The 19052-nt window shown below is 35.8% G+C and carries 19 protein-coding genes; 17 read left to right on the forward strand and 2 right to left on the reverse strand.

Translation table 11 applies throughout. The features are described from left to right. The first annotated feature begins 430 nt into the window (after nucleotides 1-430). From AB3X49_RS07945 to AB3X49_RS08020, 16 genes are all read left to right on the forward strand, one after another. A complete protein-coding gene (locus AB3X49_RS07945; protein WP_367961399.1) occupies nucleotides 431-1408 on the forward strand; it encodes a ring-cleaving dioxygenase in 978 nt (325 codons plus the stop codon). A 257-nt stretch (nucleotides 1409-1665) separates the two neighbouring features. After that, nucleotides 1666-2760 (forward strand): response regulator aspartate phosphatase, encoded by a 1095-nt coding sequence (locus AB3X49_RS07950; RefSeq protein WP_002087201.1) that lies wholly within the window; start codon nucleotides 1666-1668, stop codon nucleotides 2758-2760. Continuing rightward, nucleotides 2760-2993, forward strand: coding sequence for a Phr family secreted Rap phosphatase inhibitor (locus tag AB3X49_RS07955; RefSeq protein ID WP_367961401.1), 234 nt, complete (start codon nucleotides 2760-2762; stop codon nucleotides 2991-2993). The genes AB3X49_RS07950 and AB3X49_RS07955 overlap by 1 nt, the downstream gene beginning before the upstream one ends. 239 nt (nucleotides 2994-3232) lie before the next feature. Continuing rightward, entirely contained in the window at nucleotides 3233-4105 is an 873-nt protein-coding gene (locus AB3X49_RS07960) for an alpha/beta fold hydrolase (protein WP_016093153.1), read from the forward strand. A 77-nt stretch (nucleotides 4106-4182) separates the two neighbouring features. Further along, nucleotides 4183-4383, forward strand: coding sequence for a sporulation YhaL family protein (locus AB3X49_RS07965; RefSeq protein WP_002087191.1), 201 nt, complete (start codon nucleotides 4183-4185; stop codon nucleotides 4381-4383). 193 nt (nucleotides 4384-4576) lie between these two features. Then, a complete protein-coding gene (locus tag AB3X49_RS07970; protein WP_000554485.1) occupies nucleotides 4577-5428 on the forward strand; it encodes a DUF2935 domain-containing protein in 852 nt (283 codons plus the stop codon). Nucleotides 5429-5768: 340 nt separating this feature from the next. Further along, nucleotides 5769-6218 (forward strand): helix-turn-helix domain-containing protein, encoded by a 450-nt coding sequence (locus AB3X49_RS07975; protein WP_002125754.1) that lies wholly within the window; start codon nucleotides 5769-5771, stop codon nucleotides 6216-6218. Between the two features lie 90 nt (nucleotides 6219-6308). Then, on the forward strand, nucleotides 6309-6869 hold the full coding sequence (gene glpP / locus AB3X49_RS07980) for a glycerol uptake operon antiterminator GlpP (protein WP_000394293.1): 561 nt from the start codon (nucleotides 6309-6311) through the stop codon (nucleotides 6867-6869). 227 nt (nucleotides 6870-7096) lie between these two features. After that, nucleotides 7097-7918 carry a glycerol uptake facilitator protein GlpF gene (gene glpF / locus AB3X49_RS07985; protein WP_002188616.1) on the forward strand — a complete coding sequence of 274 codons (822 nt, stop codon included), beginning with the start codon at nucleotides 7097-7099 and terminating at the stop codon, nucleotides 7916-7918. Nucleotides 7919-7930: 12 nt separating this feature from the next. Continuing rightward, nucleotides 7931-9421: a glycerol kinase GlpK gene (gene glpK, locus AB3X49_RS07990; RefSeq protein ID WP_002011107.1), complete on the forward strand. Its 1491-nt coding sequence runs from the start codon at nucleotides 7931-7933 to the stop codon at nucleotides 9419-9421. A gap of 133 nt (nucleotides 9422-9554) precedes the next feature. Continuing rightward, nucleotides 9555-11237 (forward strand): aerobic glycerol-3-phosphate dehydrogenase, encoded by a 1683-nt coding sequence (glpD, locus tag AB3X49_RS07995; RefSeq protein ID WP_367961405.1) that lies wholly within the window; start codon nucleotides 9555-9557, stop codon nucleotides 11235-11237. Between the two features lie 255 nt (nucleotides 11238-11492). Then, on the forward strand, nucleotides 11493-11828 hold the full coding sequence (locus AB3X49_RS08000; RefSeq protein ID WP_002087180.1) for a nucleotidyltransferase domain-containing protein: 336 nt from the start codon (nucleotides 11493-11495) through the stop codon (nucleotides 11826-11828). Next, on the forward strand, nucleotides 11812-12195 hold the full coding sequence (locus tag AB3X49_RS08005) for a HEPN domain-containing protein (protein WP_105589544.1): 384 nt from the start codon (nucleotides 11812-11814) through the stop codon (nucleotides 12193-12195). The genes AB3X49_RS08000 and AB3X49_RS08005 overlap by 17 nt, the downstream gene beginning before the upstream one ends. A gap of 105 nt (nucleotides 12196-12300) precedes the next feature. Next, the gene (locus tag AB3X49_RS08010; RefSeq protein WP_367961407.1) at nucleotides 12301-12834 is read left to right on the forward strand and encodes a sigma-70 family RNA polymerase sigma factor; all 534 of its coding nucleotides are present in this window, start codon (nucleotides 12301-12303) and stop codon (nucleotides 12832-12834) included. A gap of 4 nt (nucleotides 12835-12838) precedes the next feature. Beyond that, nucleotides 12839-13246, forward strand: a complete 408-nt coding sequence (locus AB3X49_RS08015; protein ID WP_367961409.1) for a PadR family transcriptional regulator — start codon at nucleotides 12839-12841, stop codon at nucleotides 13244-13246. A gap of 7 nt (nucleotides 13247-13253) precedes the next feature. After that, the gene (locus AB3X49_RS08020; protein ID WP_367961412.1) at nucleotides 13254-14510 is read left to right on the forward strand and encodes an FtsW/RodA/SpoVE family cell cycle protein; all 1257 of its coding nucleotides are present in this window, start codon (nucleotides 13254-13256) and stop codon (nucleotides 14508-14510) included. A 6-nt stretch (nucleotides 14511-14516) separates the two neighbouring features. Here the strand turns inward: AB3X49_RS08020 and helD are convergent, their stop codons facing one another. Then, a complete protein-coding gene (helD, locus tag AB3X49_RS08025; RefSeq protein ID WP_367961414.1) occupies nucleotides 14517-16853 on the reverse strand; it encodes an RNA polymerase recycling motor HelD in 2337 nt (778 codons plus the stop codon). Between the two features lie 355 nt (nucleotides 16854-17208). Here helD and AB3X49_RS08030 point away from each other — a divergent pair, with 355 nt between their 5' ends. Beyond that, nucleotides 17209-17616: a hypothetical protein gene (locus AB3X49_RS08030; RefSeq protein WP_016094604.1), complete on the forward strand. Its 408-nt coding sequence runs from the start codon at nucleotides 17209-17211 to the stop codon at nucleotides 17614-17616. Between the two features lie 157 nt (nucleotides 17617-17773). Here the strand turns inward: AB3X49_RS08030 and prsA are convergent, their stop codons facing one another. Continuing rightward, nucleotides 17774-18649 carry a peptidylprolyl isomerase PrsA gene (gene prsA, locus AB3X49_RS08035; protein WP_367961416.1) on the reverse strand — a complete coding sequence of 292 codons (876 nt, stop codon included), beginning with the start codon at nucleotides 18647-18649 and terminating at the stop codon, nucleotides 17774-17776. Nucleotides 18650-19052 lie beyond the last annotated feature (403 nt).

Raw genomic sequence — 19052 nt, forward strand, 5'->3', positions numbered from 1 at the left:
ATCTTTTTATCGTTTATTATCTGGAACTAGATTAAAATCGTTCGTTCTATAAACCGACGTTCCATAATTAATAGTGTGAATTGAATGGCCTCATTAAGTGTTAATAAGCTTGATGAGGTTGTTTTTTATTAAAAATCAAATTCAATAACATATAGAAATTAACCATTATCCAACCTAAAATGTTATTTAACTGAAAAAATATCTCGAATCCGAGATATTTCACTTGCTTTTTAATCACTTGAGTTGTAAAGTGATAGTAACGAAAGGAATTACTACTTTCGTACGAATCGTTTTACACATTGAATTATTTTTTCAACTATCACTTGACTAGTAAAATGAATTGATTACTTATTATAAATACGTGCTTCGTTGATCAACGAGCAGAAATAAAATTATAAAATACAGATTAAAACTATTGGAGGAATATAAAATGAACCAATTAAAAGGAATACACCACGTTACAGCAATTACAAGTAGTGCAGAAAAGAACTATGAATTTTTCACTTATGTGTTAGGAATGCGTTTAGTTAAAAAAACAGTAAACCAAGATGATATTCAAACGTATCATTTATTCTTTGCAGATGATAAAGGTAGTGCAGGAACAGATATGACATTCTTTGACTTCCCAGGTGTTCCAAAAGGAGTACACGGTACAAATGAAATTTCAAAAACTTCATTCCGCGTTCCAACTGACGCAGCACTAGAGTATTGGGTGAAACGTTTTGACCGTCTTGAAGTAGAACATACAGGAATTAAAGAGCAATTTGGTAAGAAAACTCTTTCGTTCGTTGACTTTGATGATCAACACTATCAATTGATCTCAGATGAATTTGATAAAGGCGTGGAATCAGGTACACCTTGGCAAGACGGGCCAGTCCCATTAGAATATGCAATTACTGGCTTAGGACCTGTATTTATTCGTATCGCGAACTTTAGTTATTTCAAAGAGGTGCTAGAAAAAGTTCTATTATTTAAAGAGATTGATCAAGAAGGAGAGTTCTACTTATTTGAAGTGGGTGAAGGTGGAAACGGTGCCTCTGTCATTGTAGAACATAATACGGTTCTTCCTGAAGCGCAACAAGGTTTTGGTACAGTGCATCATGCAGCATTCCGCGTAGAGGATCGCGCTGTATTAGAAGAGTGGATTGAGCGACTAAGTCGAGTTGGACTCCCTTCATCTGGTTATGTAAATCGTCACTTCTTTGAGTCATTATACGCAAGAGTTGCGCCACAAATTTTATTTGAATTTGCGACAGATGGCCCTGGTTTTATGGGAGATGAGCCATACGAAACACTTGGGGAAAAATTATCTTTACCTCCATTCTTAGAGCCAAAGCGTGAAGAAATCGAAAAATTAGTTCGTCCGATTGATACTGTGAGAAGTACTAAGGAATTTATTAAAGAGTAAAAATAGAAATAATAAGTAGAAGAGTAAGTAGTTTTAGCTGATAGCTGGAATTACTTGCTTTTTTATTTGGTCTATAAAATTTTCTGAAAAATGTTTCTCAAGTTTTTAAAATAGAAATATTTGGTATAATTAATTTAAATTATAAATTTTCTGACAATTATTTTTCAATACATAGAAAAGGGGTGATAATATACAATTCGGATAATTGTATAGAAATTCTAATTTTTTTGAATTTGGAGAAAAGGGGATGCGAAGGTATGGGAACAGATGTAGTAACGAAGGAGCAAATGAAACATTCTTTAGATAATTGGTATCGTGTAATGTTGCAGCAAAACATAGAGAAAGCAACGGAAATGAAAGAGGAGATTGATAGTAAGATTAGTGGTTTGGAAGTGGATCAGGAATTATCTTTGTATTTTACGTTATTAGATTTTAGATATAAAATGCTGACGGATTGGTTAAATATAAAAGAAAATAGTTTTGAAAGAATAGAATCTTTTGAAGTTCCAACTGAAGGATTTTTAGCATATTATTATCATTTTTTTAAAGGGATATATTGTACTTCAATGTCTAAATATAATGATGCGAAGGAAAGTTATGAAAAGGCAAATATACTACTGAAATACGTTTCGCACTCTTTAGAGAATGCTGAGTTTGATTATCGTATGGGTAATTTTTACTATCAGACGTATCAACAAGTTAATGCAATTGATTATTTGAGAAAAGCAAAAGAGGAGTTCAAAAAACATATAGGTTGCGAAATAAATATAGCGCTATGTGAAAATGCTTTTGGTCTGTGTTGTATTGATTTGAAAAATTACGAACTCGCGGAAGAAAGCTTTAATGCTGCTATGGATATTTTCCAAAAGGTAAATTATGAAAAATATATTTTAATGGTGCGTCATAATTTAGCCTTTTTGTATGCCAGTCAAGATTTATCGGAACTTGCAGTTCGTCATGCATCCGAAGTTACAAAAAAACAGCCGAAATTCTTTAAAGCGCTATTTGTTGAAGCTCGTGAATGTTATAAATTAGGACAATATCAATTGGTGGCAGATTTGATTGAAAAAGGTTTGGATATTTGTAAAGAGTTAAATAAGGAAGAGTTTCAATATCGTTTTATGATTTTGAAAAGTGTAAATGACAAATCACCTACATTAAGCTTAGAGCAAGTAGTTTTAGAAGGTATTTCTTATTTTGAAAAAGAAGAGCTATGGGAGTGTATACAGGAATACGCTGAAATGTTAGCCTTAAGGTTTTATAAAGAAGAGAATCACGATAAAGCAAGTCATTATTTTTACATGAGTCATAAAGCTCAAAAAAAATTATTAAAAAAAGGGGCGCTAAAATAATGAAAAAGATTCACTTTGGAATGTTGGGGATTGCATTAGTAGGTGCGTTATCAATTGGAGCTAATAGTTCATTTACAAATCAAGCATTAAATATAGGAGAAACAGGCGGAGCACCAGCAAGACCAGACTATGTAAGTATTGGGGACGGTGGAGGAGCGCCAGCCAACTTCAATAAAGGCGATGGCGGAGCACCTGCAGATAATAGAGGAGACGGCGGAGTAAGCCAACTCTAATAACAAAGAAAGGGACTTCAACAGGAAGTCCTTTTCTTTGTTATTAGGCCATGTAGAGAAAAGAATTGACTTACTTTAAATGTGTAACTATAATAGTTACAAAGTAACCATCACTAATGGCAGTGAGTAATATTTTTTTAGTATAATTGTAACTGTCATGGTTACAATTAAAAACAATCATAAAACAACCAAATAATGTAAAAACTTTAAATAGCAACAAGAGAAAGGAGACGGGAATTTTGAAACGGTTTAAATTTTATTTTATTAGCGGTATTGTGCTCGTTTTGTTAATCGTATGTAACTTCGTTGATAAGCCGATTGCAAAGGTTGAAGAAGTGAAAGATACTGTGATGATGAGGCTGAATACGAAAGAGAGTATGGCGCAGATTGATGGGCAGACGATTTATTTTAAGCAAATTGGTGAGGGGAAACCGCCTTTACTTATGCTTCACGGATTTGGTGGTTCTTCAGATGGGTTTGGTGATATTTATCCGGAACTTGTAAAGGATCATACGATTATTGCGGTTGATATTTTAGGGTTTGGGCGTTCTTCTAAGCCGGTTGATTTTCAGTATTCGTTTCCTGCGCAAGTAAATTTATATTATAAGTTAATGAAGAAACTCGGATATGATCAATTCGCAGTACTTGGTCATTCGATGGGCGGAGAGATGTCTCTAAATTTAGCGTATTTATATCCGGATGCAGTAACGCATCTCGTTTTAGCGGATTCTACAGGGATAGAGTCTTTCCAGCAAAAAGAAAGTTATGAAGTGCCGCCACTATCGACAGACTTACAAACTGTAACAGAGATTACGGATTATAATAAAAATGAAGTGAAAAATAGTCGCGATGATAAAGAGCATTATGATCAGCTTACGAAAATGAGAGAGCGCCGCATTGCGATGGAAGCAGATAAAATTAAGGTACCGACTTTAATTATATGGGGACGACACGATAAGAGTGTTTCTTGGAAAAATGGTGAACTGTATCATGAGCTATTTGCAAATAGTACGTTCCATATCATTGAAAAAGGATACCACGCACCGTTTCGCCAGGAACCAATAGAGTTTATGGAATATGTACAAGCGTTCTTCGCGAAGAATCCACAATAAAATTTTAAGCATAAATCCACTTCTTTCCTCATAAAGTGAAACTAATAAGGCTTGTCTAAGGAAAGGGATGAACGAAAGTGGAAACTTTACCATGGTGGATTTATCTTGTAATCATTGGGATCGTATTGAGTGGCTACATGGTTTTATATACTTCGAAAAAAGAGCAAGAGATGGATAATGATTTTATCGAAAAAGAAGGCGAAGTATATATGAAGCGCTTAGAAGAAGAGCGTGAGAAGCGGAATCAGGATAGTGATAAAGATTCGGTATTGCTTTAATAGACATTTTGAAAGGCTACCAACTAGGAGAACTTTATATCTAGGTGGTAGCCTTTTTCTTCTGGGGGAGCAGGTTATATAAGTTTAACTTTACATGTATACGAGATTCATCATGAACTTTTATTAATGGTATTTATATATATGTTTCCTCATAAGAATGGAAATAGCGCAGTATCTACAGGGGGGATTAACAATGCATAGGGATGAAACATCATTACATCCTGATACAGGTGTTACATCTGTAATGTTTGTTGAGCGTTCATTAAATGAAATTCGTTTTTGGTCTAGAATCATGAAGGAGCATTCTTTTTTTCTTCGCTTGGGGTTTAGATGCGAGGATACTCAACTAATCGAAGAGGCTAATCAATTTTATCGATTGTTTGAACATATCGAACAAATAGCGCATTCCTATACAAATGAAACAGATCCTGAGCAAATAAAAAGATTTAATTCAGAAGTACAACAAGCCGCAACTAATATTTGGGGATTTAAAAGAAAAATTTTAGGATTAATTCTCACATGTAAATTGCCAGGACAAAATAACTTTCCACTGTTAGTTGACCATACAAGTAGGGAAGCTGACTATTTTAGAAAACGTTTAATACAATTAAATGAAGGGAAATTAGATGCCCTTCCTGATGCTATTATTAAAGAAAATGTTTTCTTTTTAAGGATTATGGCAGACCATGCTAAATTTATTGGTCATCTTCTTGATCCATCGGAAAGAAAGCTTGTAGATACAGCACGGAATTTTAGCAATGATTTTGATGAATTGATGTATCAAGCAATTGACTTAGAATCTATGAAGCCACAATCCCAAACAGTCCCTCTTTTAGATCAATTTTTAGATCAAAATCGTGTGTCCGTTACATCTCTTCGGGATTTTAAGAAAACAGCACGTGATTTAATTGAGCAATGTAAAATAAAGAGTATCATTCATCCGTTATTAGCAGACCATGTTTTCCGTGAAGCTGATAGATTTCTTGAAATCATTGATATGTTTGATGTTCATCTTACAAATATTCAATCACAACCTAGATATTAGAAGATAAGGAAAGATAATATTTTACTTTCAGCTGAGAAGTTAACAATTTATTGTTAGCTTCTTTTCTTTTTGATGAAAATGTTTAAAAATGAAACTTTACGTTATTCTTTCTGGAGAATGATAAGAAGGGATGGCGTATTTTTTTATGCTTAATCTAGTCATCCGTTCATTGTATTATTGTTCGGGAAATTATTATAGAAGAAAAATATATGAAATCGACATATTACATAGCGTGCATTACGCTGTAACGCACAAGTTGCACAACCTATGCAACGATAACTAGCTTTACTCTTCATCATTTATTTGACCATACTAGACATAGAGAGGTGATAAACACAGTATGATTTTTAGTGAACGTTTAAAAGAGGAACGAGAAAAACGAAATTGGTCGCAAAATGATTTGGCTGAAAAAATTCATGTAAGTAGGCAGTCTGTTTCGAAATGGGAGACGGGAAAGAACTATCCGAGCATTGAAATTATTATTCATTTAAGCGATCTGTTCGGTATTACGATTGATGAATTGCTGAGGAGTGACGAAGAGTTGACGCAAAAAGTAATTGAGGATAGTAAGCAATTGGCGTATCCAAAATGGAAGGTGTTTTTCGATAGTCTATTTATGATGGGCGTATTTTTGTTTATTACAAAAATCGTTGTATGGGCGTTAAATAAGTTTGCAGGAGCAAGCATTACAATTGTCGCAGATGCACCATATGTAATGAATTTTTTACCGCTCCTATTAATGGTTGTAGGTGGCATGGCTTCTGATAAGTTGAAGAAAATATATAGATAAGAGAAAGATTTGTAAGAAATCCCCTACACTAGCTGTTCTTTTCACCCAAATTGTGTACTATAAAGGATAGATAGGAAGGGGACGTTTAGAATGGAATTTCATGAGCAAAAGATTTTGCCGGCAGTGAGGCAAATTAAAGATTTGGAGAAGCTATTACATAGTTCGTATGAGTATATTGTTATTTTAGATATTCATGTCGGTCAATTGAAGAGTGTTGTGTCGCTCGCGAAGCAGCATAATAAAAAAGTATTTTTACATGTGGATTTGATCCATGGATTACAAAGTGATGGGCATGCGACGGAGTTTTTATGCCAAGAATATAAACCGTACGGGTTATTATCGACAAAGGCGAGCGTAATTATGAAGGCGAAGCAAAAAGGTGTCGTCTCCATTCAACGCATCTTTTTAATTGATTCTAGCGCGATGGAAAAGAGCTGTAATTTGCTAGAAAAGACGAAGCCGGATTATATAGAGGTGCTTCCTGGTGCGTTAACGGGTGTGATCGCTGAAGTGAAAGAGCGTACAGGCGTACCGATTTTAGCGGGTGGTTTCATTCGAACTGTCGAGGATGTTGAAAGGGCGTTAAATGCTGGTGCGACAGCAATTACGACATCGAAAAAAGAACTATGGAAACATTACCAAAAAAAGTGACGAAAATGTGAAAAAATTCTGTTGACACCGCTTTCATTAAGGGTTAACATTATAGACAAGTTAATAAACGTGACGGAGAAAAGAAGAGATCCACATTTTATTGTTTCTATATATATTATATAGAAGCATGTAAGCTGTGGATCTTTTTCTTTTGAAAAAAACGAATGGCCATTCATTTTACCTCTATCACTTTTCGAAAGCATTTAAATTGATTGTGGAGGGATTTTATGTCAGCATTTTTAGGGGAATTAATAGGGACTGCATTGTTAATCTTACTTGGTGGCGGCGTTTGCGCTGGTGTAAGTTTAAAGAAATCGTTTGCGAAAGATTCTGGTTGGATTGTAATTACAATGGGTTGGGGTCTAGCGGTTGCTATGGCAGCGTATGCAGTTGGATCAATTAGTGGGGCACATTTGAATCCGGCTTTAACGATAGGACTTGCTTTTAAGGGAGCGTTCCCATGGAGTGATGTACCTATGTATATCGCAGCACAAATGATTGGGGCAATTATCGGGGCAGTTCTTGTATATTTACACTACTTACCACACTGGAAAGAAACAGAAGATCCAGGAACAAAGTTAGGTGTATTTGCAACAGGTCCAGCAATTCCGAACACATTTACAAACCTTTTAAGTGAAATGATTGGAACATTCGTTTTAGTATTTGGTATATTAGCAATTGGAGCAAATAAATTTGCAGATGGTTTAAATCCATTTATCGTAGGTTTCTTAATTGTAAGTATTGGTTTATCATTAGGTGGAACAACAGGATACGCAATCAACCCGGCTCGTGATTTAGGTCCGCGTATTGCACACTTCTTCCTTCCGATTGCAGGAAAGGGCGGTTCAAACTGGAAGTATGCATGGATCCCAGTAGTTGGTCCAATTCTAGGTGGATCACTTGCAGGATTATTCCATCAAGTTGTATTTGAAGGAAAACAAAATTCAGCACTTATTTATGTGATTATTACAACTGTGATTGTACTAACAATCTCTTATATGACAAGTAAAAAAAGTGAAGCTACTACAAATAGTAGAAAAGTAGCATAGGGGGAAACTGATATGAAAAAATATATTCTTTCATTAGACCAAGGAACAACAAGCTCACGCGCAATTCTTTTCAATAAAGAAGGAAAAATCGTTCATTCAGCTCAAAAAGAGTTTACACAACATTTTCCAAAGCCAGGCTGGGTTGAGCATAATGCACAAGAAATTTGGGGATCTATTTTAGCAGTTATCGCAACTTGCTTAAGTGAAGCAGATGTGAAGCCAGAACAAATCGCTGGTATCGGTATTACGAACCAACGTGAAACAGCGGTTGTATGGGATAAAACGACTGGAAAACCAATTTATAATGCAATCGTATGGCAATCTCGTCAAACAGTTGAAATTTGTGATGAGTTAAAAGAAAAAGGTTATAGCGAGATGGTTCGCGAAAAAACAGGTCTTTTAATTGATGCATACTTCTCTGGTACGAAAGTAAAATGGATTTTAGATAACGTTGAAGGTGCAAGAGAAAAAGCAGAAAACGGCGAGTTATTATTCGGAACAATTGATACATGGCTTGTATGGAAATTGTCTGGCGGTAAAGCGCACATAACAGATTACTCAAATGCATCACGCACATTAATGTTTAACATTCACGACTTACAGTGGGATGATGAGCTTCTAGACATGTTAACAGTACCAAAGAGCATGCTTCCAGAAGTACGTCAATCATCTGAAATATATGGAGAAACAATTGATTATCACTTCTTCGGTCAAAATGTACCGATCGCAGGTGTAGCTGGTGACCAGCAAGCAGCATTATTTGGACAAGCTTGTTTCGGTGAAGGTATGGCGAAGAACACTTACGGAACTGGTTGTTTCATGTTAATGAACACAGGCGAAAAAGCAGTAGCTTCTGAGCATGGCCTATTAACAACAATTGCATGGGGTTTAGATGGTAAAGTGAATTACGCATTAGAAGGAAGTATTTTCGTAGCTGGTTCTGCAATTCAGTGGTTACGTGACGGACTGCGTATGTTTAAAGATGCGAGCGAGAGCGAAGTGTACGCTAGCCGTGTTGAATCAACTGAAGGTGTATACATAGTACCGGCATTCGTAGGACTAGGTACACCGTATTGGGATAGTGAAGTACGCGGCGCTATGTTTGGTGTAACACGCGGTACGACGAAAGAGCATTTCATTCGTGCAACGCTAGAATCTTTAGCATACCAAACGAAAGATGTACTATGCGCAATGGAAGCAGATTCAGGTATTGAACTAAATACATTACGCGTTGATGGCGGAGCAGTTAAAAATAACTTCTTAATGAAGTTCCAAAGTGATATTTTAGACGTTCCTGTAGAGCGTCCAGTGATCAATGAAACGACAGCTTTAGGTGCAGCATACTTAGCTGGTCTTGCGGTTGGATACTGGAAAAACCAAGATGAAATTAAAGCACAGTGGCATATGGACAAACGCTTTGAACCAACGATGGAAGCGGAAACAAGCGAAGAGCTATATGCTGGATGGAAAAAAGCAATTGAAGCAACTAAAGCTTTCAAATAATCATAAACAGTGTTATAATGATGACAAGTTAATAATTCGGTAGGAGATTTGGAGAGACCACAACACGCTATAGAGGCGAAATCTATAGCGGAGTTCGTGGTCTCTTTTTTCGTTATCAAAGGGAGGAATTACCATGAAATTTTCAAGTAAACAACGTAAAGACGTATTAAACGGAGTAAATAAACAAGAGTTAGATGTGATCGTAATTGGTGGAGGTATTACTGGTTCTGGTATTGCATTAGATGGGGCAACACGCGGTTTATCAACAATTGTGTTTGAAATGCAGGACTTTGCAGCAGGTACATCAAGTCGTTCAACGAAACTTGTACACGGCGGTTTACGTTATTTAAAACAACTTGAAGTGAAAATGGTAGCAGAGGTGGGGAAAGAGCGTGCGATCGTATATGAGAACGGTCCCCATGTAACAACACCGGAGTGGATGTTACTTCCGTTCCATACAGGCGGCACGTTCGGGTCATTCAGTACATCAATTGGCCTTCGTGTATACGACTTCTTAGCAGGTGTAAAACGACGCGAGCGCAGAAAGATGTTTAACCGTGAAGAAACGCTAAATAAAGAGCCTCTTGTAAAACAAGAAGGATTAAAAGGCGGCGGTTACTACGTAGAATATCGTACAGACGATGCGCGTCTTACAATTGAAGTAATGAAAGAAGCGATTGAACATGGTGCGAAAGCTGTTAACTACGCAAAAGTAGACAGTTTCTTATATAAAGATGGAAAAGTATGCGGTGTACGTGTAATCGATTTACTAGACGGAGAAGTGTATGAAGTTTACGGTAAGAAAATTGTAAACGCAGCTGGTCCTTGGGTAGATACACTTCGTGAAAAAGATAACTCTAAAAAAGGGAAAGTACTTCAGTTATCAAAAGGTGTGCATTTAGTAATTGACCAAAAACGTTTCCCATTAGGGCAAGCAATTTACTTTGATACACCAGATAAACGTATGGTGTTCGCGATTCCTCGCGAAGGAAAAACGTACGTAGGTACAACAGATACGTTCTATGATAAAGACGCAGCTGTACCGCACATGACAACAGAAGATCGCACATATATCATTAATGCGATTAATTACATGTTCCCAAGCGTGAAAATTACAGAAAAAGATGTGGAATCAAGCTGGGCTGGTGTACGTCCGCTAATTTATGAAGAAGGTAAGAATGCATCTGAAATTTCTCGTAAAGATGAAATTTGGACTTCTGAATCTGGTTTAATTACAATCGCGGGCGGTAAATTAACAGGATACCGCAAAATGGCTGAAATGGTAGTAGACTACGTAACGAATCTATTACAAAAAGAAGGCCATAGCGCATATAAGAAGAGCGATACGAAACATATGCCAATCTCTGGTGGTCATGTAAGTGGTTCACACGGATTCCCGGCATTTGTTGCGAAAAAAGCAGGCGAAGGTACGAAATATGGTTTAACGACAGCACAAGCGGAAAAATTCGCGAAATTCTACGGCTCTAACGTTGACGTACTGTTTGACTTAGCGAAAAAACATAAAGACGAAGCGAAAGAATACAACATGCCGCTAGACGTTCTAATCCCACTTGTATACGCAATGGATTACGAAATGACAGCGAAACCAGTTGACTTCTTCGTACGCCGCAGAGGCGCTGTATTCTTCAACATCCACTGGGTATACGAGTGGAAAGAAGCAGTAATCAACTACATGGCTGCGAAACTAGGCTGGAGCAAAGAAGAGCAAATGAAATACACAGCTGAACTAGAAAAGGCGTTAAGAGATGCTGTAATTCCTGTAGATCAACAAGAGCAAGCAGCTGCTTTAGCTTAAAAATAAACCGCGTGAGGGAGAGCCCTCGTGCGGTTTTTTGTTTTATTATATTTGTATAGAGTGTACTGAAATTAACTGAGTGTAGATTTTTGTTGCTTAACAGGATCTGAATACGAAAGGTATAATAAGTATTATTATACCGTTTGAATAACTTAACAATTGTAGTAGTGTATTGGAGTTGAAATGAATCAATTTATTAATTTGCTTCTACAGTTAGGATTTATTGAGCAGGATTAATTTAAAGAGGTGAATGGAATGAATACTAATGTTCAAAAAGAGTTAAATCAATTAGTAGATAAAATGACTTCCTCTCTTTCTGATGTTAATAAAATTATTTTATTTGGGTCTCATGCTTACGGTATGCCTAATGAGGATAGTGATTTTGATTTGTGTGTAGTGGTTGATGGTATTGGTAAGAGGAAAAGAGAAGCCTTAAAGAAATTGAATTTAAGTATATTCGATGTAATGAAAACACCAGTCGATTTACTTGTTTACGGTTCTGAAGAATTTAATGAGCGTTCTGGTAATCCTGTAACAATGGAATACAAGATTGCTGAAGAAGGTAAGGTATTGTATGAAAAATTTCAGTGAGGCAAATTTATGGTTTGAAATTGCAGATTCAGATCTTAGAGCTTCTAATCATTTATTGTCTTTAATGCCTATTCCTTTTGCAATTATCTGTTATCATTGTCAACAGTGTGCTGAGAAATATCTAAAGGGGTATTTAACGTTTAAAGGAACTCATCCGCCTAAAACGCATAATTCATTGCTGTTAGCAAAGGAATGTGCTGAATTTAATATGGAGTTCAATGATTTAATAGATGATTGTGCAGAGTTAAATAGTTATGCGATTGAAGTCAGATATCCTTATTTTGAAGAACTTAATAAAACAGACGTATCGCAAGCTATAAAAAGTGCGGGGAATATTAAAAGTTTTGTTTTAGAAAAAATTAAATAGTAGAGGATGAAAAAAACGGTATGGACATTTCCAACCGTTTTTTTATGAATTTATAAAACTTTTCCATACAGTGCGTCGTCTAATAAATGGGAAGGAGGAAATGATGTGGATGAATTAACGGTAGAAGCGTTTGAAATAGAAGATAAGGAACTCCTTATCGATGAAATAATGAACAAATATGGACAAGAAGTCTTACAGCTTGTGTATTCATATGTGAATAATAAAGAAGTCGCTGAGGATTTAACGCAAGATATATTTGTGAAATGTTATAAATCTCTTCATACATACAAAGGGAAGTCGAATGTGAAAACGTGGTTGTGGAGAATTGCCATTAATCATTGTAAGGACTACATAAAAAGTTGGTATAACAAAAAGGTAATCGTGACAGAGGATGAAGCTGTTTATATCGGGATTCAAAATGATAGTGTCGAACAAACTGTTATTCAAAATGCGAAGGACCGTGAATTGGCTTCTGCAGTAATGAATTTACCGATAAAATATCGAGAAGTCATTTATCTATTTTATTATGAAGAACTATCAATTAAAGAGATTGCTATTGTAATAGAAGTGAAAGAAAACACGATAAAAACGAGACTGAAAAAAGCGAAGGAGCTTTTGAAGAAAGGATTGGAGGAATAATCAAATGGAAGATCGATTAAAAGGCCTGCGAAAATCAATGGAGAATACAACGTTTAAACATTTGAGTTTTTCTGATCAACACCGAAAGCGGGTGCGCGAAAAAATCAATGCATCACACGAAAAGGAAGAGGACATCTCGTTAGCGATTTTACAACTCCTCAGTAATGAAAAAACAGGATACGAATTGTCACAGCTACTACGAGGGAGAGGGATTCGAAAATTCGAAGGAAATGAAGGTTTTTTATATACTATATTACATCATCTAGAACAGAATCGTTTTATCCAATCAAGTTGGGATCATTCAGGAGCTAAATATTATCAATTAAATGATAAAGGAAGAAAGATGCTGCGAAAGGCAGAAAAAGATTCTACGAAGGCACGGTTTATATTAAAAGGATTAGTACAGGAGTGAGATAAAATTGAACAAAAAAGGGGAGCGTTTTTTAAGCGAAGTTACGAATCATATTAAATCAAAAGAAGCAAAGAGCTTTGTAGCAACTGAACTAGAGTTTCACTTAAAACAGGCGAAGAACAAGTGGATAGAAAAAGGTTTAGGTGAGGAAATTGCTGAAAATAAAGCTGTGGAACAAATGGGAAGTCCAATTAAACTAGGGCAGGAACTTAACAAACTTCATAAGCCGAAGGTAGATTGGTTCTTAATTATTTTGTTAGTGGCTGCTATGGGGTTAGGGTTTTTGCCAATAATCGCTCTTGGGCATACGAACGATTTACTAATGAACAAAGTAATTTCTGTTATTCTCGGCATTGCAACAGCTGTTGGGATAATGCTACTTGATTATCGAAAGTTAGAGAGGCTTGGATGGCTGTTTTATACAATCGGAGTACTTATTCTGTTAACGTTAAAATGTTTTCCAAGTGGTTACGTGAATGGGGAAGCGCTCATAAAAATTGGTCCCATCAAAATTGACTGTTTAATGACGATACCATTTTTTTTTCTAGCCTGGGCTTCATTTTTTAATAACAGTAGATTAAAATTTATACATCTTTTCATGCTGTACGTATTTTCTTTATATCTATTTTTAACGACATCAATTCTTTTACCAATTTTCATTTATATTAAGATGGTATTTGTTATGCTTTGGTGGAGTAAGTTAGGAAAGAAAACGGCATGGCTCATTACAATGTTACCAATTTGTTTCTTTATTATTAGGGATTTACTTTCCTGGTCTGCCGTAAAAGAATATCGGATAGCTAGAATTTTAGGATTTTTAAACCCGGAGCATGATCTATGGGATTTACGTTTAAAAGAGGTAATGTCGTCGGCAGGTTGGTTTGGTACATATGGAAATATAAAGTCTATCCCTGCCGCCCATACTGATTTTGTATTCGCGAGTTTGACTTACTATTATGGATATGTGCTTGCGCTAGTTCTTGTCTTGATTCTTTCTCTTTTTGCAGTGAGAATAATGACCATATCGTATAAAATAAATGATGGTTATGGTAAATTGCTACTCGTTGGTGGAGTAATTCTTTTTGTAGTCCATTTCATTTGTAACGTTGGCATGATCTTAGGATTATTACCACGTGTTTCTATATCATTACCCTTTATTAGCTACGGATTGATACCAACTCTGTTTCATGCATTTATAATGGGGATTGTGCTGAGTGTGTATCGGCGTAAAGATATGCCGTTTAGAATGAAAAAAACACCTTGATAAAAATCAAGGTGTTTTCGTTATACATTTAAAACTCTCTGTATCAGCTCCTGTTACAAAAGGACTAACCTCACCAACGCTATAAAGCTGCAACTCATGCATTGCGCGTGTACAAGCAGTGTAGAACAATCTGCGTAGGCTCTCATCGCTGTACACATCTTTAGAAGCGTCGTAAATAATAACAGCATCAAATTCGATACCCTTCGCTAAATAAGCAGGGATAACGACGATGCCTTGCTCGTACTCGGCTGAGTTACTTTTCACAAGTTTAATATTCTCGATATGACTGAGTGCCTCGTATGCAGCGGCACTTTCAGCTGCGGATTTACATATAATTGCGATCGTATTGTGCTGTTGTTTTTGTAGTTCAGCAACTTTAGAAGTGATACGATCATGCAGTTCGCTATAATCAGAAACTTTAGTCACTGTAGGTTTCTCGCCGTCACGTTCAAAGGCGTTAATATTCTTTCCTTCCGGTACGAGATAGCGTGTGAATTCAATAATCGGTTTTGTTGATCGATAGCTACGAGTTAAGTTGATGCCGTTTGTTTCATCTGGTCCGTATAAGCTAGTAAGTGTATTGAAATTAACTGTTTCACTCGCATGGGCAAATATCGCTTGGTTAAAGTCCCCGAGTACAGTCATTTTTGCGGCAGGGAATAAGCGTTTTAAAAACTCGAACTGAAACGGAGAATAATCTTGTGCTTCGTCTACAAGTACGTGTTTAATTGATCTGTTCGTTTGGAAGCCTTCAATTAATTCTTTTAAAAGTAAAAATGGAGTCGCATCCTCGTAATGTAGCTTTCCTTCATCAAGCATGTTCACAGTTAATGAGCAAATTTCGTCCCATTCTTTAGGCTTTTCGCCAGTAACCCATGATGCATCTGTGAAGAGTTGTTTATATATGCCTGTAAAATTGATGAAACGTAGCGTTTGAACGCCTTTACGCAACGGTTTTAATTTTTTGCGGACAATCATACGTCCAAGTACTTTCGTTTCTTTTTCATAATCATTAAAGGAGTTGTCATCAAACTCGCCTTTTTTCTGTAAGTATTTATAAGCTTTTTGATACTCATCTTTACTAAGTAGTTCAATTTCTTCTTCTACCCAAGGCTTTTTCAGTTCTGTTTTTTCAATTGTGTCTATTTGTTTGTTTAGCCAATCCGTTAACTTCTCAATTCGATTATGGAAGCGGAGGGATGAATCAGTATTATAAAATTGCTCTGTAATTTCTTTAGCAGAGGCAATCAGTTTTCCTCTAAATTTCATTCCTCTAAATAGCATGCCTGAAGATTCAAGAGATTGTCTGTACGCTCTAATTATCTCGAAAAATTGAGTCGATGCTTTAAATCGAATGCTCGCATTTCGAGTTTTATAATTTGCGCTATTCGTTTCAGTTAGCATATATTCTAATTGCTCGTAAGGATCCTCAACGTCAAATGACTTACTTAGTCTATGGTTTAAATATTCTTGGAATGTAACTTGCTGCATATTTTCTTCGCCGAGTTCTGGCAATACATTAGATACGTAGCTGTTGAACATGGAGTTAGGGGAGAAGAGAATGATTTGATCTGCTTTTAGCCATTCGCGATATTTATATAGTAAGTAGGCGATTCGCTGCAGGGCAGCTGACGTTTTACCGCTACCAGCAGCTCCTTGAACGATAAGTAGTCGGCCTTCATCGTGACGGATAATTTCATTTTGCTCGCGCTGAATCGTAGCAACGATACTTTGCATATGTTTGTTTGTACCTTTTCCGAGCGCTTGTTGCAAGATTTCATCACCAATTGTAAGGCTCGTATCGAACATAGAATCAATCTCGCCATTTTGAATAATGTATTGTAATTTTTTCTCCACATTACCGTGGATTACGCCTCCTGGTGTACTGTATTCAGCCGGTCCTGGCGGATAATCGTAATAGACACTCGAAATAGGTGCGCGCCAGTCATATATAAGAAAGTTTTCTCCGCTTGCATCAGTAAGTGTAGCTACGCCGATGTAAATTTTCTCTGCACCGGATTCTCCTTCTTCTTTGAAATCAATTCGCCCAAAGTAAGGTGCTTTATGCATGCGTCTTAGTGCAGCAAGTCGATTAAAGGTGTGCTTATGGGTAATTTGTGTGACAGCTAGTGACTGAGCTTGTTGTCTTAAGTTGATAACTGTTTCAAGATAATCATCAAAAGTATCAGTATTCACTTTAACGTCATCCCAAAAGTGTTTACGAATGTTGATTACTTCTGCCCGGCGTCTGCCAGTTTCGTTTTCCAGTTTATCAATTTGCTTCGTAATCGTTTCTATTACGTTATCCAATCGTTTTTGCTCTTGATCAAGTTTTTTGTTCATACGTAAGCACTCCTTTAAAAGTGAAAAATAGAGGTTGACTGAAGATGTGTTTTGGTGTACAATTAAGATACGGATAAATACATTCTTTTGTTTTTTGAGAATGCGTTTCTGTACTAATTTAACATAGTTTTTTAATTTAATCAATGATAATAAGATAAACCTTGGTTCCGCATGTGATGGAATCGAGGTTTTTTATGTTGAATGGAGTAAGAGGGGTACGGAAATGATTCTGGGTATGAGGGGCCACTAGGGGATTTAAAATGGTGTAGAAATTCATTATGTTAAAAATACTAGAACAGATGAATTTGATGATTTTAAATTTAAAAATTAATTTTTTGTTGATAGGAGCTTGTATATGAAGGTACTGTGTATAAAAAATTCAGGAGATACATTTTCAGAGGGTTTATTAAAACAAGGATATAATCGAGACTCGATTATAAATTTAGAAATCCATAAGGAATATGTGGTTTATGGTATTAGTTCATTGAATGGAGAATTAGACTATTTAATCTTAGGTGAAAATGAAAACTTGCCTTCATGGTACCCAGCCGAATTGTTTGAAGTATCTAATCCTTTACAACCTTTAGAATGGTATTTTGCGGATCATAAAAATAGTAAAGCGACAACAATAGAATATATATGGGGTTATAAAGAATTAGCTTTAAATGATAGACATGCTCTTGGTTTAATGGGAAGAGAGAATAAAGATATGGAAATATTTTTAAAGCGTAAAGCTGAAATTGATGAATTTGATGAATTGTAATAGTAAAGGAACTGATTAACTTATAAAAAACGTAGGAATTAAATATGCCTACGTTTTTTTGTACATAACATTTAAATAAACACATATCCACAAATAGCGGGATAAAACTACTACAAAATAAAAAAGCTTGGGGGCTACCCAAGCTTTTTTCACTTCATTATTTCTTTTCGTCTTTTTTAGCGTCAGCTTTTGGTTCTTCGAAAAGATCTTTCAAATCTTTATCGTCAACTTTTACGTCAGCTTTTTTGATTTCTTTCATCATAAGATCGTTCATAAATTGAGCATCTTGTGTTTTTTCTTGAACTACTTCTTTTTTGATGTCAGCTTTTGCTTTATCGAAAGTTGCGTCAGCATGAGTCTCAGTTACTTTAATGATATGGTAACCATGCTGTGTTTTTACTGGTTCACTTACTTCATCTTTTTTCAGCTTACGAGCAGCTTCATCGAATTCTTTTACCATTTTATCTGGTCCGAAGAATCCTAAGTCTCCACCTTTTTCTTTTGAACCTGGATCTTCAGAGTACTTTTTCGCTAACTCTTCGAAAGATTTACCTTGTGCAAGTTCTTCTTTCACTTTTTTTGCAGTCTCTTCATCTTTTACAAGAATATGGCTTGCTTTAATTTCTTGCTTATAGTCCTCAAATTTTGCTTTTAAGTCTTTATCAGTAATTGCTTTTTCAATCGCTTGTTCTTGAGCTAATGAAGCGCGAACGCCATTTTTAACTGTTTCTTCTTTAAGGCCTTGTTGTTTCATTAGTGTATCGAATTGGTCACCGACTTGCTTTTTCATTTCATCGAACTTTTTGTCTACTTCTTTTTCATCGACTTTGTAGTTTTTAATAAGTACTTTTTCCATAACCATGTTATTTAGTACTTGTTTACCAGCTTGTGTCTTCATTTGATTGTAGAACTCTTCTTTAGTGATGTCACCAGCTTTAGATGTAACAATTTTGTCTGATGATGATGATGATGTTCCACATGCTGATAATGCGATTACACTTGTTGCGGCTAAGGCAAGCATAGCTTTCTTCATTCAATAAACACTCCTACTATTATGTATTTTTAATTTATCCCATACGAATGAAGAAACGCCTTATGATAGGTTATTTTCGTTCATAAGAACCTGATTAAGTCTCACTGATGTCTTTGCTTTTTTTATATGTAAAAGCACGCTTAACAGGGCTTACCGAGGCTTTAGGATAAAGTTTAGATGCGTGTCGTTTATTTCATAGTATAAGCAATATGTACAAAATTTAATATATCATATTTCGACGGGTTTTCCTATTGATAAAGAAATTTTAACCAGTTTGTGTCAGATTTTGAAAGGGTACCATATTGGGCGGATGTCGCATATACAGAAAAGAGGAGGGGATGGGGGATGAATTCAAAACTTATTTTATTACTTGTACTGTTTATTTTATTAGTTATAGTAGGTA

It is taken from the genome of Bacillus sp. C30 (assembly GCF_040838255.1).
Classification (GTDB): Bacteria; Bacillota; Bacilli; order Bacillales; family Bacillaceae_G; genus Bacillus_A; species Bacillus_A mycoides.

Bases quoted from the DNA above. Each gene is read 5' to 3' on its own strand.
- glpK (WP_002011107.1), top strand. From the start codon at position 7,931: ATGAAAAAATATATTCTTTCATTAGACCAAGGAACAACAAGCTCACGC.
- glpP (WP_000394293.1), top strand. From the start codon at position 6,309: ATGGAATTTCATGAGCAAAAGATTTTGCCGGCAGTGAGGCAAATTAAA.
- glpD (WP_367961405.1), top strand. From the start codon at position 9,555: ATGAAATTTTCAAGTAAACAACGTAAAGACGTATTAAACGGAGTAAAT.
- AB3X49_RS07955 (WP_367961401.1), top strand. From the start codon at position 2,760: ATGAAAAAGATTCACTTTGGAATGTTGGGGATTGCATTAGTAGGTGCG.
- AB3X49_RS08000 (WP_002087180.1), top strand. From the start codon at position 11,493: ATGAATACTAATGTTCAAAAAGAGTTAAATCAATTAGTAGATAAAATG.
- AB3X49_RS07975 (WP_002125754.1), top strand. From the start codon at position 5,769: ATGATTTTTAGTGAACGTTTAAAAGAGGAACGAGAAAAACGAAATTGG.
- AB3X49_RS07950 (WP_002087201.1), top strand. From the start codon at position 1,666: ATGGGAACAGATGTAGTAACGAAGGAGCAAATGAAACATTCTTTAGAT.
- prsA (WP_367961416.1), bottom strand. From the start codon at position 18,649: ATGAAGAAAGCTATGCTTGCCTTAGCCGCAACAAGTGTAATCGCATTA.
- glpF (WP_002188616.1), top strand. From the start codon at position 7,097: ATGTCAGCATTTTTAGGGGAATTAATAGGGACTGCATTGTTAATCTTA.
- AB3X49_RS07945 (WP_367961399.1), top strand. From the start codon at position 431: ATGAACCAATTAAAAGGAATACACCACGTTACAGCAATTACAAGTAGT.
- AB3X49_RS07970 (WP_000554485.1), top strand. From the start codon at position 4,577: ATGCATAGGGATGAAACATCATTACATCCTGATACAGGTGTTACATCT.
- AB3X49_RS08015 (WP_367961409.1), top strand. From the start codon at position 12,839: ATGGAAGATCGATTAAAAGGCCTGCGAAAATCAATGGAGAATACAACG.
- helD (WP_367961414.1), bottom strand. From the start codon at position 16,853: ATGAACAAAAAACTTGATCAAGAGCAAAAACGATTGGATAACGTAATA.
- AB3X49_RS08005 (WP_105589544.1), top strand. From the start codon at position 11,812: ATGAAAAATTTCAGTGAGGCAAATTTATGGTTTGAAATTGCAGATTCA.
- AB3X49_RS08030 (WP_016094604.1), top strand. From the start codon at position 17,209: ATGAAGGTACTGTGTATAAAAAATTCAGGAGATACATTTTCAGAGGGT.